The sequence below is a fragment of the Streptomyces avermitilis MA-4680 = NBRC 14893 genome, assembly GCF_000009765.2.
In the GTDB taxonomy this organism is placed as follows: Bacteria; Actinomycetota; Actinomycetes; order Streptomycetales; family Streptomycetaceae; genus Streptomyces; species Streptomyces avermitilis.
Genome location: NC_003155.5, coordinates 508,936 through 527,433 on the forward strand (window position 1 = coordinate 508,936; position 18,498 = coordinate 527,433).

Below are 18,498 nucleotides of genomic sequence, written 5' to 3' on the forward strand. Positions count from 1 at the left end.
GTAGAGCGCCAAGAACTAGGAAATTTCTAGATCTTGATCGATCAGATCGAAAATGTCGTCGATCGTCGCGTCCTGGAGCTGTCGCTGCGCATCGGCGGATTCCGCGCCTTGCTCTCCGGCGGAGTTCACCAGGGACAGCAGTTCCTGCAGCCGCCTCCGCACCCCCGACCGGACCGTCTGCTCGGCCGAGGCGGCCGTCGAGATCACCGACTCCAGCCGGTCGAGCTCGCTGAAGACCGACACCTCCTCCGGGCCCGTCTCGTCGGCGAGTTCGCTCCGCAGGTAGCGGGCGATCGCCTCGGGCGTCGGGTGGTCGAAGACCAGCGTCGCGGGCAGGGTCAGGCCGGTGTCGGCACTGAGCAGGTTGCGCAGCTCCACCGCGGTCAGGGAGTCGAAGCCGAGGTCCCGGAACGCCAGGTCCGGATCCACCGCCGCGGAGCCGCTGTGGCCGAGCACGGCCGCCGCGTGCGCGCACACCGTGTCCACGAGCAGGCGTTGCCGTTCGCCTTCGGACAGTGTGGACAGCTTCGCCTTGAGCGCGGACGGCTCCGCGGCTCGCTCGGTGCGCTTCTCCGCGAGGGCGTCCCCGACCTCGGGCAGGTCGCTCAGCAGCGCGCTCGGCCTGCCGATGGTGAACGGGACGACGAACCGCTCCCAGTCCACGTCGGCCACGGTGACCGTGCCGTCGCCGCCGCTCAGCGCACCGTGCAGCGCGGAGATCGCCCGGTCCGGCCGCAGCACGCTCAGACCTCGCTGCCGCAGCCGCTCCTCGTCCCCGGCGTCGGCGACCATGCCGCCCTCGCCCCACGGGCCCCAGGCGATCGCGGTCGCCGCGAGGCCGCGGGCCCGCCGGTGCTGCGCCAGGCCGTCGAGGAAGGCGTTCGCGGCCGAGTACGCGGCCTGCCCGCCGCCTCCCCACACGCCGGAGATGGAGGAGAAGAGGACGAACGCGTCCAGCTCCTGATCGCCGAGCAGTTCGTGGAGGTGCACGGCCCCGAGGGCCTTCGCGGCGACCGTCGCCGCGAAGTCGCCGAGGCTCGTCTCGGCGAGCATGCCCGCCTCGGCGGTGCCGGCCGTGTGGACGACGGCGTTCACCGGGTGCTCGGCGAGCAGCACGGCCAGCGCCTCACGGTCGGCCACGTCGCACGCGGCGACGGTCACGCGTACGCCCGCCTCCTCCAGCTCGGCCTTGAGGCCGGCGGCGCCGGGCGCCGCGGGGCCGCGGCGGCTGGTGAGCACCAGGTGCTCCGCACCCGCACCGGCGAGCCAGCGGGCGACGTGCCCGCCCAGCGCACCCGTACCACCGGTGATCAGGACGGTGCCGCGCGGCGACCACGAACGCTCGCTCAGGGCTGCGGGCAGACGCGACAGGCGCCGCACGAACAGCCCGCGGTCGCGGATCGCGACCTGGTCCTCGGCCGACTGGCCGAGCACCGCGGCGAGTCGGCCGGCGATCCGGTCGTCGACCGTGTCCGGGAGGTCGATCAGACCGCCCCAGCGCGGCGCGTGCTCCAGCGCCGCCACCCGGCCCAGACCCCAGACCTGGGACTGGTACGGGTCCGTCGCCTCGTCGGCGGTGCTCACGCCCACCGCGTTCCGGGTCACGCACCACAGCGGGGCTCCGATGCCCGCGTCGCCGAGGGCCTGGACGAGCAGGACGGACAGCGCGACGCCGACGGTCAGTGCGGCGGCTGCCGGGGCGGCCCCGCAGTCGACGGCGAGCAGCGACAGGACGCCCGCCACGGTTTCGTCACCGGCCGCTCGGGTGAGCTGCGCGGCCAGGTCCTCACGGCCGGTGGCCGGCTCGACCGGGACCGGCAGCGGGGCCAGGCCACGCTCGGTCAGCCCGCGGAGGCAGGCGGTGACCCAATCGTCGCCGAGTTGCGCAGCGCTGACCGGAACCAGCCATAGACCGATCCGGGCAGGGCCCTCCGGGACGCGGTCGGGTATCCCTTTCCACGACTCGCCGTAGCGCCAGGTGTCCACGGTGGATTGCTCCTTGCGCTGCCGCCGCCACGACGACAGCCTCGGCAGTACGTCACCGAACTTGTCCCCTGCACCGACGCCGAGGGTCTCGGCGAGGGCCTGCAGGTCCCCGCGCTCCACGGTCTCCCAGAACTCCGCGTCCACCGGTTCCGCTTCGGCGGCGGCAGCGATTTGCGGGGCGTCGACCCAGTACGGCTCGTGCTGGAAGGCGTAGGTCGGCAGGTCGGCCTTCCGCGCACCGGCGAAGAACACGTTCCAGTCCACGGACATGCCGTGCGTGTGCAGATGGGCCAGGGCCGTCACGACGGCCTGCTGCTCGGGGCGGTCACCGCGCAGGACGGGCACGGTGACGGCCTCGTCCACGCAGTCCTGCACCATGCCGCTGAGGACGCCGCCGGGGCCGATCTCCACGAACGTGGTCACGCCCAGCTCGCCGAGGGTCTCGATGCCGTCGGCGAAGCGCACCGCTTCGCGCACGTGCCGGACCCAGTACTCCGGGGAGTACGGCTCGGCCAGGCGCCCAGTGAGGTTGGAGACCACCGGGACCTGCGGCTGATGGAACGTCAGACCGCGGACGACCTCCGCGAACTCCTCCAGCATCGGGTCCATCAGCGGCGAGTGGAACGCGTGACTGACCTTCAACCGGGAGGTCTTGCGGCCCTGTCGGGTGAAGACCTCGGCGATCTCCAGCACGGCATCCTCGGCTCCGGAGACCACGACGGACCGCGGACCGTTGATGGCCGCCATGCCAACGCCATCGGTCAGGTGCGGCAACACCTCGTCCTCAGTGGCCTGGACCGCGACCATCGCACCGCCCGCGGGCAGGGCCTGCATCAACGCGGCCCGCGCGGACACCAGCTTCACCGCGTCGTCCAGCGACAGCACCCCGGCCACATGAACAGCCGCGATCTCACCGACCGAGTGACCGGCCACGTAATCCGGCCGCACACCCCACGATTCGAGCAGCCGGAACAGCGCCACCTCGACCGCGAAGAGCGCGGGCTGGGCGCACCCGGTCCGATGCAGGGTCTCGGCGTCGACGTCGACCGGCGCCTCCAGACGCGCACACACCTCGTCGTACGCATCGGCGAAGACCGGGAACGCCTCATACAACTCACGCCCCATACCGATCCGCTGCGAACCCTGACCCGAGAACAGAAAACCGACCTTGCCTCCCGGCCGGCCCTGGACGACTCCGGGCGAGGGCATTCCGGCGGCCAGGGATCCCAGTCCGCGGCGGAAGCCGTCACCGCTCTCGCCGATCACTGCCGCCCTGTGGCGCAGGGCGCTCCGGGTGGTGGCCAGCGAGAAGCCGACATCGGCCAGTGACATGCCGTCCTCCACGAAGGCCAGCAGTCGTCGTGCCTGATCCCGCAGCGCAGCGCTGCTCTTGGCGGAGAGCACCCACGGCAGGAGGGCCGGGGCCGGAGTGACGGTGGCCTCTTCGGCCGGGACCGGCGGGGCCTGTTCGATGATCGTGTGGGCGTTCGTGCCGCTGACGCCGAAGGACGACACGGCAGCACGGCGCGGGCGCTCCGACTCGGGCCATGCGACGGCCTCCGTCAGCAGCCGCACGTCACCGGCCGACCAGTCCACATGCGGCGTGGGTTCATCGACGTGCAAAGTCTGCGGGAGCACTCCGTGACGCATGGCCATGACCATCTTGATCACACCTGCCACACCCGCCGCGGCCTGCGTGTGGCCGATGTTGGACTTCAGCGACCCCAGCCACAGCGGCTGTCCTGCGGGCCGCTCCTGGCCGTACGTGGCGAGCAGCGCCTGCGCCTCGATCGGGTCACCCAGCCTCGTCCCCGTACCGTGCGCCTCCACCGCGTCGATGTCGGCGGCGGTGAGGCCCGCGGAAGTGAGCGCCTGGCGGATGACCCGCTGCTGCGCCGGACCGTTCGGCGCGGTCAGACCGTTGGACGCACCGTCCTGGTTCACGGCGCTGCCGCGGACGACGGCCAACACCTGGTGCCCGTTGCGGCGGGCGTCGGACAGCCGCTCGACCAGGAGCATGCCGACGCCCTCGGCCCAGCCGGTGCCGTCCGCGTCCGCGCCGAACGCCTTGCACCGCCCGTCAGGGGCCAGCCCGCGCTGGCGGCTGAACTCCACGAAGGCACGCGGGGTGGACATGACCATCACGCCGCCGGCCAGCGCCATGGAGCACTCGCCGTTACGGAGGGCCTGGATCGCCCAGTGCAGGGCCACGAGCGACGACGAGCACGCCGTGTCCACGGTGACGGCCGGGCCCTCCAGGCCGAAGGTGTAGGCGATACGGCCAGACATGATGCTCGCCGAGTTGCCCGTGCCGAAGAAGCCCTCGGAATCGTCTATCGCGTTGAAGGCCCGGGCGGCGTAGTCCTGGTAGCCGGAGCCGACGAAGACTCCGGTACGGCTGCCGCGCACCGACTCCGCGTCGATGCCGGCCCGCTCGAACGTCTCCCACGTGGTCTCCAGCAGCAGGCGCTGCTGCGGATCCATCGCCACGGCCTCCCGCGGGCTGATCCCGAAGAACCCCGGGTCGAACTCCCCCGCCTCGTACAGGAATCCACCGCGACGCGCGTACGTCTTCCCCCTCGCATCCGGGTCCGGGTCGTAGATGTCCTCCACGTCCCAGCCGCGGTCCGCCGGGAAGTCGCCGACCGCGTCACCACCGGCCGCCACCAGGTGCCACAGGTCCTCCGGTGAACGCACCCCGCCCGGATACCGGCACGCCATACCGACAATCGCGATGGGCTCCTCGTCCTCGGCGGGCGCGGCGGCCGCTTCCGGAGCGGCCGCGATGGTGAGGCCGGTGAGCTCGGTGCGCAGCTGCCGGGCGAGTGCCTGGGCGTTGGGGTGGTCGAAGACCAGCGTGGGGGGCAGTGCGAGGCCGGTCTCGGCTTTGAGCTTGTTGCGCAGTTCTACGGCGGTCAGGGAGTCGAAGCCCAAGTCCTTGAAGGCTCGGTCGGCCTCGACCTCGCCGGCGTTGTTGTGGCCGAGGACGGCCGCCGCGTGTGTGCGGACGAGATCGACCAGCAGCGCGTGCTGCTCGGTCTCGGGCATCCTGGCGAGGCGGTCGGCCAGGGGCGAGGCGGCGGCCGTGCCGGGCCCGCCGGCGGTGCTGTCCGCGGTGAGGATCCGCTCGGCCTCCGGGAGGTCCCCGAGCAGGGCGCTCGGGCGGCCCACGGTGAACGGGGGCAGGAACCGCTCCCAGTCGACGTCGGCCACTGTTGCGGTCGCCTCGCCGGAGTCCAGCGCCCGCCGGAGCCCGGCCACGGCGAGCGCGGCGGGCATCGGGATCAGGCCGCGGCGGCGCAGTCGTTCGTCCGCGCCGTCGGCCTCGGCCATGCCGCCGCCGGCCCACGGGCCCCAGGCCACGGCGGTCGCCGGCAGGCCTTGGGCCCGGCGGCGTTCGGCGAGTCCGTCGAGCAGGGCGTTGGCCGCCGCGTAGGCGGCCTGGTGGCCGCTGCCCCACACGCCGGCGATGGAGGAGAAGAGGACGAAGGCGTCGAGTTCCTGGCCGGCGAGGAGCGCGTCGAGGTGCAGGGCGCCGGCAGCCTTGGCGGACAGCACATCGGCGCAGGCGCCCGGCGTCATGGCCTCCAGCGGCTCCATGTGGTCCACGCCCGCCGTGTGGACGACTGCGTTCACCGGGTGCTCGGCGAGCAGCGCGGCGAGCGCCTCACGGTCGGCGACGTCGCACGCGGCGACGGTGACACGGACACCCGTCGCCTCCAGCTCTGCGACGAGACCCGCCGCGCCCGGCGCGTCGGGGCCGCGGCGGCTGGTGAGCACCAGGTGTTCGGCACCGGCACCGGCGAGCCAGCGGGCGACGTGCCCGCCCAGCGCACCCGTACCGCCGGTGATCAGCACGGTGCCGCGCGGCGACCACCCCTGGGCGGCCCGGGTGTTCCGGCGGGCGGCGGTGTGGGACAGCCTGCGACCGAACACGCCGCGGTCGCGGATCGCGACCTGGTCCTCGGCCGACTGGGCGAGCACCGCGGCCAGTCGGCCGGCGATCCGGTCGTCAACCGTGTCCGGGAGGTCGATCAGACCGCCCCAGCGCGGCGCGTGCTCCAGCGCCGCCACCCGGCCCAGACCCCAGACGGCGTTCTGGGCGGCGCTCGGCACCGCGTCCGCCCGGCCGGTGGACATGGCGGACCTGGTCAGCGCCCACAGCGGGGCGTCGATGCCCGCGTCGCCCAGGGCCTGGACGAGCGCGAGGGTCAGCACGGTGCCGACGGACAGAGCCGGGTGTCCGGCGTGGTGCCTCTCGTCGATGCCGAGCAGGGAGATCACACCGTCGAGCGGGCTCTCCCGGACGGCCTCGCCGAGCTGCCGCAGCAGTGCGCCGCGGTCGGCGGCCGGGTCGACCGTCACCCGGACCAGCCGGGCCCCACGGGCGGCGAGCCCGTCGGCGACGGCGGCGGTCCACTCGAAGGCCTCGAAGGCCTCGGTGTCCTCGGTGACCAGGAACAGCCAGTTGCCCCGCAGTTCGTGCGCCCGGAGGCCGCTGAGCGGCTTCCAGCCCGTGCGGTAGGACCAGCCTTCCACGGCGGACTCCCGGCGCTGCTGCCGGCGCCACGCGGACAGCCGGGGCAGCACCGCGTCCAGTTGCTCGACGGGCAGTTCGAGGGTGGCGGCGAGGGACTGGGCGTCCTCGCGCTCCACGGTCTCCCAGAACCCGGTCTCCACGGCGTCGGTCCCCGCGGCGGCCGTGGGCGCGGTGGTCTCCAGCCAGTACCGCTGGTGCTGGAAGGCGTAGGTGGGCAGGTCGGCGCGCCGGGCGCCGCGGCCGGCGAAGAACGCCCGCCAGTCGACGGGGACGCCGTGCACGTGGAGCTGCGCGAGAGCGCCGGTGATCGCCTCGGGCTCGGGGCTGCCGGACCGGGCGGATGCAACGGCGACCGCGCCGTCCAGGCAGCCCTGGGCCATGGCACTCAGCACCGCGCCGGGGCCGGTCTCCACGAACGTGGTCACGCCCAGCTCGCCCAGGGTCCGGATGCCGTCGGCGAAGCGGACGGCCTCGCGGACGTGCCGGACCCAATAGTCCGCCGTGTACGCGTCGATGAGCTCACCGGTGAGGTTCGAGACGACCGGTGTCCGGGGCGTCTCGAAGCGCAGACCGCCGACGACGCGGGCGAAGTCCTCCAGCACGGGGTCCATGAGCGGCGAGTGGAACGCGTGGCTCACGGTGAGCCGGGAAATCTTGCGGCCCTCCCGGGCGAAGAAGTCCGCGACGGCGGCTACGGCGTCCTCGGTTCCGGAGACCACGACGGACTGCGGGCCGTTGATCGCCGCGATGCCGGCGTCGTCGGTGAGGTGCGGCAGCACCTCGTCCTCGGTGGCCTGGACGGCGATCATCGCCCCGCCGGCGGGCAGGGCCTGCATCAGCGCGGCACGAGCCGTCACCAGTGCGGCCGCGTCCTCCAGCGCCAGGGCCCCGGCCACGTGTGCGGCCGCGATCTCGCCCACGGAGTGCCCGGCCAGGTAGTCCGGCCGCACGCCCCACGACTCCAGCAGGCGGTGGACGGCGACCTCGTGCGCGAACAGCGCGGGCTGCGTGAAGGCGGTGCGGTTCAGCTCCTCGCCGTCCTCGTGACCATTCTCGCCGAAGGCCACGTCCCGCAGTGGCCGGTCGAGGTGCCGGTCGAGGTGTGCACACACCTCGTCGTACGCCTCCGCGAAGACCGGGAACGCCTCGTACAGTTGCCGCCCCATGCCGATGCGCTGCGAGCCCTGCCCGGAGAACAGGAATCCGACCTGGCCGGCGTCGGCGCGGCCGAGGACGGCGCCGGGAGCGGGCGCCCCCGAGGCCAGGGCCCGCAGGCCCTCGGCGATCCGGCCGTGGTCGGCACCGACCACGGCGGCGCGGTGCTCCAGGGCGGCCCGGGTGGTGGCCAGCGAGAAGCCGACGTCGGTGAGGGACGGTTCGGCGCCGTCGGCGGTGAGGGTCAGCAGGCGCTCGGCCTGGGCGCGCAGTGCGGCCTCGGACTTGCCGGACAGGACCCACGGCACGGTCGCCGAGGAGACCTCGACCGGTGCGACGGCGGCCGGTTCGGCCACCGGGGCCTGCTCGATGATCGTGTGGGCGTTGGTGCCGCTGACGCCGAAGGACGAGATCGCGGCGCGGCGCGGGCGGTTCGTATCCGGCCAGCCGACGGCCTCCGTCAGCAGCCGCACCGCGCCCGCCGACCAGTCCACGTGCGGCGTCGGCTCATCAGCGTGCAGCGTCCGCGGAAGGACGCCGTGGCGCATCGCCATCACCATCTTGATCACACCGGCCACGCCGGACGCCGCCTGGGCGTGACCGATGTTGGACTTCAGCGAGCCCAGCCACAGCGGCCGGTCCTCCGGGCGCTCCTGCCCGTAGGTGGCGAGGAGCGCCTGCGCCTCGATAGGGTCACCCAGAGCGGTGCCCGTGCCGTGCGCCTCCACCGCGTCGACGTCGGCCTCGGTGAGCCCGGCGGAGGCCAGGGCCTGCCGGATGACCCGCTGCTGCGCCGGGCCGTTCGGGGCGGTCAGACCGTTGGACGCGCCGTCCTGGTTGACCGCACTGCCCCGCACGACCGCGAGGATCTCGTGGCCGTTGCGCACGGCGTCGCTGAGGCGCTCCACGAGCACCACGCCCACGCCCTCCGCCCACCCGGTGCCGTCGGCGCCGGCGCCGAACGCTTTGCACCGTCCGTCAGGGGCCAGCCCGCGCTGGCGGCTGAACTCCACGAACGCAGCCGGTACGGCCATGACGTTCACACCGCCGGCGACGGCCATCGTGCTCTCGCCGTTGCGCAGCGACTGGATGGCCAGGTGCAGGGCGACCAGCGACGACGAGCACGCCGTGTCGACGGTGACGGCCGGGCCCTCCAGTCCGAACGAGTAGGCTACGCGCCCGGAGACGACGCTCGCGGCGCTGCCGGTGAGCAGGTGGCCCTCGACGCCTTCCGGGACCTGCGGGAGGCCCGCGCCGTAGCCCTGGTAGGACATGCCGACGAACACGCCGGTGCGGCTGCCCTTCAGGGAGGCCGGGTCGATGCCCGCCCGCTCGAACGCTTCCCACGAGGCCTCCAGCAGTAGGCGCTGCTGGGGGTCCATCGCGAGCGCCTCGCGCGGCGAGATCCCGAACAGTGCGGCGTCGAAGTCGCCCGCGTCGTAGAGGAAGCCGCCGTCGCGCGCGTACGTCTTGCCCGGGGTGCCCGGGTCGGGGTCGTAGAGGGCCTCTACGTTCCAGCCGCGGTCCTCGGGGAAGCCGGAGATCACGTCGCCGCCGGACGTCACGAGCTGCCACAGGTCCTCGGGCGAGCCGACGCCGCCGGGGAGGCGGCAGCTCATGGCCACGATCGCGATGGGTTCGTCGCCGACGGCGGCCGTGCGCTGCTCCTGCCGCGCGGCGCCCCGCGAACCGAGCAGTTCGGCGCGCAGGAAGCGGGCCAGGGCCGTGGCGTTGGGGTAGTCGAAGACCAGCGTGGTAGGCAGCTTCAGGCCGGTGTCGGCCGTGAGCTTGTTGCGCAGTTCGACGGCGCTGAGCGAGTCGAAGCCGAGGTCGTTGAAAGCGCGGCCGGGCTCCACCGCCGCGGTGCCGTCGTGGCCGAGCACGGCGGCCGCGTGCGTGCGGACGAGGTCCACCAGCGTGCGGTCCTGCTCGGCCGCCGGCAGCCCGGTCAGCTTCGCGGCGAGCGCGTTGCCGGCTTCGGCGCCGCCGGGGGCCGGCGCCTCCAGGGCGCGGCCCGCCTCGGGCACGTCGGAGAACAGGGCGCTGGGGCGGGTGACGGTGAACGGGCCGATGAACCGCTCCCAGTCGAAGTCCGCGACGGTGAGGGCGGTCTCGCCGTCGGCCAGCGCCTGCTGGAGCGCGGAGATCGCGAGGGCGGGCCGCATGGGGGGCAGGCCGCGGCGGCGCAGCATCTCCTCTCCGTCGCCGACACCGGCCATGCCGCCCTCGGCCCAGCCGCCCCAGGAGACGGCGAGTGCGGTGCGCCCGTGTGCCCGCCGATGCTCGGCGAGGGCGTCCAGGTAGGCGTTGGCCGCCGAGTAGGCACCCTGGCCGGCGCCGCCCCAGATGCCGGCGCCCGAGGAGAACATGACGAACGCGTCGAGTTCCTGACCGGCCAGCAGTTCGTCCAGGTGCGTGGCACCTGCGGCCTTGGCCGCCACCGAGCCGGCGAACCCGGCCGGGTCGGAGTCCTCGATCATGACGTGGTCGCCGACGCCGGCGGCGTGGACGACGGCGTTGACGGGGTGCTGGGCCAGCAGCGCCCGCAGGGCGTCACGGTCGGCCGCGTCACAGGCCACGACGGTCGCGGCCGCGCCGAGCTCCTCCAACTCCGCGACGAGCTCCGCGGCGCCGGGCGCCGCGGGGCCGCGGCGGCTGGTGAGCACCAGGTGCTCCGCACCCGCACCGGCGAGCCAGCGGGCGACGTGCCCGCCCAGCGCACCCGTACCACCGGTGATCAGCACCGTGCCGCGCGGCGACCACCCCTGGGCGGGGCCGGTGGCGCGGGCGGCCCGGACGAGCCGGCGCCCGAGGACGCCCGAGGCGCGGACCGCCACCTGGTCCTCGGCCGTCTGACCGAGGACGGCGGCCACGCGGGCCGCGGTGCGGGCGTCCAGCAGCTCAGGAAGGTCGAGCAGTCCGCCCCAGCGCCGCGGGTGTTCCAGCGCCGCCGCCCGGCCGAAGCCCCACACCTGCGACTGCAGCGGGCGGTCCACGCGGTCGGAGCGGCCGGTGGCCACCGCGCCGCGCGTGGCGCACCACAGCGGGACGTCGACGCCCACGTCGCCGAGCGCCTGCACCAGGCAGAGGGTCGCGGCGAGGCCGTGCGACAGGCCGGGGTCGCCGGCCGAGGCGCTCTCGTCCTCGGCGAGCAGGGACAGCACGCCGGTCACCGGGCCGACGCCGGCCAGCTCGCGGGCCAGCGTCCCGCGGTCGGTGCCGGGTCCGGCGACGAGCGTCACCAGTTCCAGGCCGCGCTCGTCGAGCGCGGTGCGGACCGAGGCGGTCCACTCGCTCTCGCCGGCCACGACGAGCAGCCAGGTCCCGGACGCGCCGGGCTGAGGGAGCGCGCCGAGCGGCTTCCAGGTGACGCGGTAGCGCCAGCCGTCGACCACGGACTGCTCGCGGCGCTGACGGCGCCATGCGGACAGCCGGGGCAGGATCGCGCCGAGCGAGGCGTCCGCGCTGACGCCCAGGGTCGCGGCGAGGGACTCCGCGTCCTCGCGCTCCACGCTGTCCCAGAAGCCGGAATCCGCCGCGTCGGTCGGGGTGCCGGCAGCGGCCAGGTCCCCCTCCCCGTCCAGCCAGAAGCGCTCGCGCTGGAAAGCGTAGGTGGGCAGGGTGACGCGGTGAGCGCCGGGGAACAGGGCCTGCCAGTCCGGGGAGACGCCGTGCACGTGCAGTTCGGCGAGCGCGGTGACGACGGCCTGCTGCTCGGGGCGGTCACCGCGCAGGACGGGCACGGTGACGGCCTCGTCCACGCAGTCCTGCACCATGCCGCTGAGGACGCCGCCGGGGCCGATCTCCACGAACGTGGTCACGCCCAGCTCGCCGAGGGTCTCGATGCCGTCGGCGAAGCGCACCGCTTCGCGCACGTGCCGGACCCAGTACTCCGGGGAGTACGGCTCGGCCAGGCGCCCAGTGAGGTTGGAGACCACCGGGACCTGCGGCTGATGGAACGTCAGACCGCGGACGACCTCCGCGAACTCCTCCAGCATCGGGTCCATCAGCGGCGAGTGGAACGCGTGACTGACCTTCAACCGGGAGGTCTTACGGCCCTGGCCGACGAAGACCTCGGCGATTGCGGTGACCGCCTCGCCAGCGCCGGAAAGCACCATGGACCGCGGGCCGTTGATCGCCGCGATGCCGACCTCGTCGGTCAGGTGTGGCAGCACTTCCTCCTCAGTGGCCTGGACCGCGACCATCGCGCCGCCGACGGGCAGGGCCTGCATCAGCGCGGCACGCGCCGACACCAACCTCACGGCGTCGTCCAACGACAACACCCCGGCCACATGCGCGGCCGCGATCTCACCGACCGAGTGACCGGCCACGTAATCCGGCCGCACACCCCACGATTCGAGCAGCCGGAACAGCGCCACCTCGACCGCGAAGAGCGCGGGCTGAGCGCACCCCGTTCGATGCAGGGTCTCGGCGTCGACGTCGACCGGCGCCTCCAGACGCGCACACACCTCGTCGTACGCATCGGCGAAGACCGGGAACGCCTCATACAACTCACGCCCCATACCGATCCGCTGCGAACCCTGACCCGAGAACAGAAAACCGACCTTGCCCTCGGAGCGGGCTCGTCCCAGCGTCACGTTCGCCGCCGGTTGACCGGCGGCGAGGGCGGTGAGGGCTTGCCGGAGCTTGTCCGAGCCCTGTGCCAGGAGCACCGCGCGGTCCTCGAACGTCTCGCGGGAGGCCAGTGAGAGGCCGATGTCGGAAGCCGTCCAGCCGTCGTTCGCGTCGAGGTGGTCGGCCAGCCTGGCCGCCTGAGCGCGCAGCGCCGGCTCGCCCTTGCCCGACAGCACCCACGGCACGAGCGCGCCGGAGTCGGGCGTGGGGGGCAGCTCCGCCGTGGCGGGGGCCTGCTCGATGATGGTGTGGGCGTTGGTGCCGCTGACACCGAAGGACGAGATCGCGGCCCGGCGGGGGCGGTCCGACTCGGGCCAGTCGACGGCCTCGGTCAGCAGCCGGACATCACCGGCCGACCAGTCCACGTGCGGCGTCGGCTCGTCCGCGTGCAGTGTCCGCGGCAGGATGCCGTGGCGCATCGCCATGACCATCTTGATCACACCGGCGACACCCGCGGCCGCCTGCGTGTGGCCGATGTTGGACTTCAACGAGCCCAGCCACAAAGGCCGGTCGCCGTCCCGTCCCTGGCCGTACGTGGCGAGCAGCGCCTGCGCCTCGATCGGGTCACCCAGCCTCGTCCCCGTACCGTGCGCCTCCACCGCGTCCACGTCACGCGGAGCGAGCCCGGCCGAGGCCAGCGACTGGTGGATCACCCGCTGCTGGGCCGGACCGTTCGGAGCGGTCAGACCGTTGGACGCACCGTCCTGGTTCACCGCGCTGCCGCGGACGACGGCCAACACCTGGTGCCCGTTGCGGCGGGCGTCGGACAGCCGCTCCACCAGGAGCATGCCGACGCCCTCGGCCCAGCCGGTGCCGTCCGCGTCCGCGCCGAACGCCCTGCAGCGGCCGTCGGGCGACAGGCCGCGCTGGCGGCTGAACTCCACGAAGACGCTCGGGCCGGCCATGACGGTGACGCCGCCGGCCAGCGCCATCGTGCACTCGCCGTTGCGCAGCGACTGCATGGCCAGGTGCAGGGCGACCAGGGACGACGAGCAGGCCGTGTCGATCGTGACGGCGGGCCCTTCGAGTCCGAAGGTGTAGGCCACCCGGCCGGAGACGACGCTGGACGCGCCGCCGACGAGCCGGTGTCCTTCCACGCCTTCCGGCGTGCGGCGCACATCGGCTCCGTAGCCCTGGTAGGCCATGCCGACGAAGACGCCGGTCCGGCTACCGCGCAGCTGCGCGGGGGCGATCCCGGCCCGCTCGAAGGCCTCCCACGAGGTCTCCAGCATCAGGCGCTGCTGCGGGTCCATGGCCAGCGCTTCACGCGGAGAGATCCCGAAGAAGCCGGCGTCGAAGTCGGTGGCGCCATAAAGGAATCCGCCGTCGCGCGCGTACGTCTTGCCTGGGCGATCGGGGTCGGGGTCGTAGAGGGCCTCGACGTCCCAGCCGCGGTTCGACGGGAACTCGGAGATGGCGTCGCCGCCGGACGTCACCAGGTCCCACAGCGCCTCGGGCGAGTCGACGCCGCCGGGCAGGTGGCAGCTCATCGCCACGATGGCGATGGGCTCGTCGTCGGCGGCCGCGTGCTGCTCCTGCTCCACGACGGCCTGCGATCCGAGCAGCTCGCTCTGCAGGAAGCGGGCGAGCGCCGTGGCGTTGGGGTAGTCGAAGACCAGCGTGGGCGACAGCGCGAGGCCGGTCGCCGTGTTGACCTTGTTCCGGAGTTCGACGGCGGTCAGGGAGTCGAAGCCGAGGGCCTTGAAGGCCCGGTCGGGCTCGACCTCCGCCGCCGAGGAGTGGCCCAGCACGGCCGCGACGTGCGCGCGGACCAGGTCGATCAGGGTGTGTGTGCGCTCGGCCTCCGGCAGTCCGGCGAGCCGGGCCGCCAGGGGCGTGGCGCCGACGTCGGCCGGCGCCGCGGTGACGGCCGCTGTGACGGCGCCGGCGCGGCGCACTTCGGGCAGCTCGGACAGCAGGGCGCTCGGGCGGCCGAAGGTGAACGGTCCGATGAACCGTTCCCAGTCGATGTCGGCCACGACGACCGCGGTGTCGTCGCAGTCCAGGGCGCGCTGGACTGCGGTCACGGCGAGTGCGGCGGGCAGGGTGACGACGCCGCGGCGGCGCAGGTGCGCTTCGTCGGCGTCGGTGACCATGCCGCCGTCTGCCCAGGGACCCCAGGCGATCGCGGTGGCGGTCAGACCCCGGGCCCTGCGCCGGGCGGCGAGCCCGTCGAGGAAGGCGTTGCCGGCCGCGTAGGCGGTCTGCAGGCCGCTGCCCCACACGCCGGCGATCGAGGAGAAGAGGACGAATGCGTCCAGCTCGCGGTCGCCTAGCAGTTCGTCCAGGTGTGCGGCACCGTGGGCCTTCGCCGCCATCGTGCGGGCGAAGTCGGCCGGCGTCAGCTCGTCGAAGGGGGCGAACTGTTCCACGCCCGCGGCGTGGAAGACGGAGGTGAAGGTGTGCTCGGCGAGCAGCGCCGCCAGCGCGTCGCGGTCGGCGACGTCGCACACGGCGAGGGTGACGCGCGCTCCCAGCTCCTCCAGTTCGGCCTTGAGCGCGGTCGCGCCGGGCGCGTCGGCGCCGCGGCGGCTGGTGAGCACCAGGTGTTCGGCTCCGGCACCGGCGAGCCAGCGGGCGACGTGCCCGCCCAGCGCACCCGTACCACCGGTGATCAGGACGGTACCGCGCGGCGACCACGGACGGCCGACGCCGCTTCGGGCATGGGCGAGCCGGGCGGTGAACACGCCGGTGGCGCGGACGGCGACCTGGTCCTCCTGGCCGTCCGCAGCGTCGGCTCCCTGGCTCAGTACGGCGGCGATACGGCCGGCGGCGCGCTCGTCGACGGCCGCGGGCAGGTCGATCAGGCCGCCCCAGCGCCGGGCGTGCTCCAGGGCCAGGGCACGGCCGAGGCCCCACACCTGGTTCTGCACCGCGCTGAGCGGTGCGTCGTCGGAGCGGCCGGTGGCGGCCGCGCCGCGGGTGGCGCACCACAGCGGCGCGTCGACGCCCGCGTCGCCAAGTGCCTGGGCCAGGGCCACGCTCTGCGCGAAGCCCTGGGAGAGCGCGGGGTGTTCGGGCGAGGCGATCTCGTCGGTCGCGAGCAGGGACAGGACGCCGTCGAGCGATCCGGCTTCGCCCGCGACCCGGGTCAGCTCATCGGTCAGGGACGCGCGGTCGGCGTCGGCGCCGACCGTCAGCGGGATCAGGTGCGCGCCGCGTCCGGCGAGTGCCGTGCGGACCGTCCCGGCCCACTCGTCACCTTCGGGCGCGGCGAACAGCCATGTGCTGCCCGAGAGGTCGCCGGCGGAGAGGCCGTTCAGCGGCTGCCAGGCCAGCTGGTAGCGCCGGCCGTCCACGACGGACTGCTCGCGCCGCCGGCGCCGCCAGGCGGACAACTTCGGTACCACGACGTCCAGTTCCTCGGGGTTCAGCCCCAGCGTGGCGGCGAGGGACTGCGCGTCCTCGCTCTCGACGCTCGCCCAGAACTCGGCGTCGACCGCGTCCACGGTGGCCGTCTCGGCCTCGCGGGCCTCCAGCCAGTAGCGCTGCTGTTGGAAGGCGTACGTGGGTAGGTCGACACGTCGGGCGCCCGGGAAGAAGGCGTGCCAGTCCAATTCGGCGCCGCTGACGTGCAGTTCGGCGAGCGCGGTGACGAGCGCGTACGGCTCGGGGCGGTCGGCGCGCAGGGAGGGAACGGTGACGATGTCTGTGCCGTCGTCGAAGCAGCCCTGGACGAGGGCGCTGAGGACGCCGCCGGGACCGATCTCCACGAAGGTGGTCACGCCCAGCTCGCCGAGGGTCTCGATGCCGTCGGCGAAGCGCACCGCCTCGCGGACGTGCCGCACCCAGTACTCGGGCGTGTACGCCTCGGCCAACCGACCGGTGAGATTCGCGACCACAGGAATCCGCGGCTCACTGAACGTCAGACCGCGAACGACTTCCGCGAACTCCTCCAGCACCGGATCCATCAACGGCGAATGGAACGCGTGACTGACCATCAACCGGGAGGTCTTACAGCCCTGTTGGGTGAAGACCTCGACGATCGCCAGCACCGCATCCTCGGCACCGGAGACCACCACCGACCGCGGCCCGTTGATCGCCGCGATGCCGACGCCGTGGGTGAGATGCGGCACCACCTCGTCCTCGGCCGCCTGCACCGCCACCATCGCCCCACCAGCGGGCAGGGCCTGCATCAACGCGGCACGCGCCGACACCAGCCTCGCCGCATCCCCGAGCGACAACACACCCGCCACATGAGCAGCCGCAATCTCACCCACCGAATGACCCGCCACATAATCCGGCCGGACACCCCACGACTCCAACAGCCGAAACAGCGCCACCTCGACAGCGAACAACGCCGGCTGGGTGCAACCGGTCTGGTTGAGCTGCTCCGCGTCCGCGTCGAGGGCGACGTCGAGGTGGGCGCGGATCTCGTCGTAGGCCGCGGCGAACACCGGGAAGGCGTCGTAGAGTTCACGCCCCATCCCCAACCGCTGCGAACCCTGACCCGAGAACAGGAACCCGGTCTTGTCGCCGTGGCGGGCCGCGTTGCGGACGACGGCAGCGGACGGGGTGCCGGAGGCCAGTGCCCTTACGCCTTCGGTGAGTTCCTCCAGGCTCTCGCCGACGACGGCCGCCCGGCGGTCCCAGGCGGTGCGCGTCGTGGCGAGGGAGAAGCCGATGTCGGCCGGCGAGCGGCCGGGGCCGGTCCCGCCGCTCCGGCCGTCCTCCAGGAAGGAGAGCAGGCGCTCTGCCTGGGCGCGCAGCGCCGCGTCGCTCTTCGCCGAGAGCACCCACGGCAGCGCGCCGGCGGCCGGGGCCCCGGCCGGCTCGGCGGCGGGCTCCCGGTCGAGGGCCGGGGCCTGCTCGATGATCGTGTGCGCGTTGGTTCCGCTGACGCCGAAGGACGAGACCGCGGCCCGGCGGGGGTGGTCCGACTCGGGCCATGCGACGGCCTCGGTCAGCAGCTTCACGCCGCCCGCCGACCAGTCGACCTGAGCGGTCGGCTCGTCCACGTCCAGCGTCTGCGGCAGGACTCCGTTGCGGATGGCCATCACCATCTTGATCACACCGGCGACACCCGCGGCGGCCTGCGTGTGACCGATGTTGGACTTGATGGATCCCAGCCACAGGGGCCGGTCGTCCGAGTGCTCCTGTCCGTACGTGGCGAGCAGTGCCTCCGCCTCGATCGGGTCGCCGAGGGTGGTGGCCGTGCCGTGCGCCTCGACCGCGTCGACCTGGGAGGCGGTCAGGCGCGCGTTCTCCAACGCCTGCCGGATCACGCGCTCCTGCGAGGGACCGTTCGGGGCCGTGAGCCCGTTGGAGGCGCCGTCCTGGTTGACGGCGCTGCCACGGATGACGGCGAGCACCTCGTGGCCGAGCCGACGGGCATCGGACAACCGCTCCAGCAGGAGCACGCCGATGCCTTCGGACATGCCCGTACCGTCGGCGGTCGAGGAGAACGCGCGGCAGCGGCCGTCGGGCGACAGGCCGCGCTGCGCACTGAACGCGATGAAGGTGTTCGGCGTGGCCATCACGGTCACGCCGCCCGCCAGGGCGAGCGAGCACTCGCCGCGGCGCAGCGCCTGGGCGGCCAGGTGGAGCGCCACCAGCGAGGACGAGCAGGCCGTGTCGACGGTGACCGCCGGGCCTTCGAGGCCGAGGGCGTAGGAGATGCGGCCGGACACCACGGCGGCGGTGTTCGCGGTGACGAGGTGGGCCTCGCTGTCGCTGTCGCCCTGCCGCTGAAGGTAGGCGTGGTCCTGGCCGTTGGTGCCGACGAACACGCCGGCCCGGGTGCCGCGTGCGGTGACGGGGTCGATGCCCGCGCGTTCGAGGGCCTCCCAGGAGGTCTGCAGGAGCAGCCGCTGCTGCGGGTCCATGACCAGGGCCTCGCGGGGGGAGATCCCGAAGAACGCGGGGTCGAACTCGCCGGCGTCGTAGAGGAAGCCGCCTTCGCGCACGTACGTGCGGCCCGTCCGCCCGGGCTCGGGGTCGTAGATCGTGTCCAGGTCCCAGCCGCGGTCGGTGGGGAACCCGGACACGCCGTCGCCGCCCGAGGCGACCAGTTGCCACAGTTCCTCGGGCGAGGCGACGCCGCCCGGGTAGCGGCAGGCCATCCCGACGATGGCGATGGGCTCGGTGTCCTTCGCCTCCAGCTCACCCAGCTGCCTGCGGGTCTGGCTCAGGTCCACCATCACGCGCTTGAGGTAATCCCTGAGCTTGTCGTCGTTCGACAT

At 73.6% G+C, this 18,498-nt stretch carries 1 protein-coding gene; it reads right to left on the reverse strand.

Annotated elements, in window-relative coordinates; genetic code table 11:
* Positions 1–15: 15 nt before the first annotated feature.
* A complete protein-coding gene (locus SAVERM_RS02590) occupies positions 16–18,498 on the reverse strand; it encodes a type I polyketide synthase (RefSeq protein ID WP_042492670.1) in 18,483 nt (6,160 codons plus the stop codon).

Excerpts from the sequence above, each read along its gene's own strand:
- SAVERM_RS02590 (WP_042492670.1), bottom strand. The coding sequence starts at position 18,498 with ATGTCGAACGACGACAAGCTCAGGGATTACCTCAAGCGCGTGATGGTG.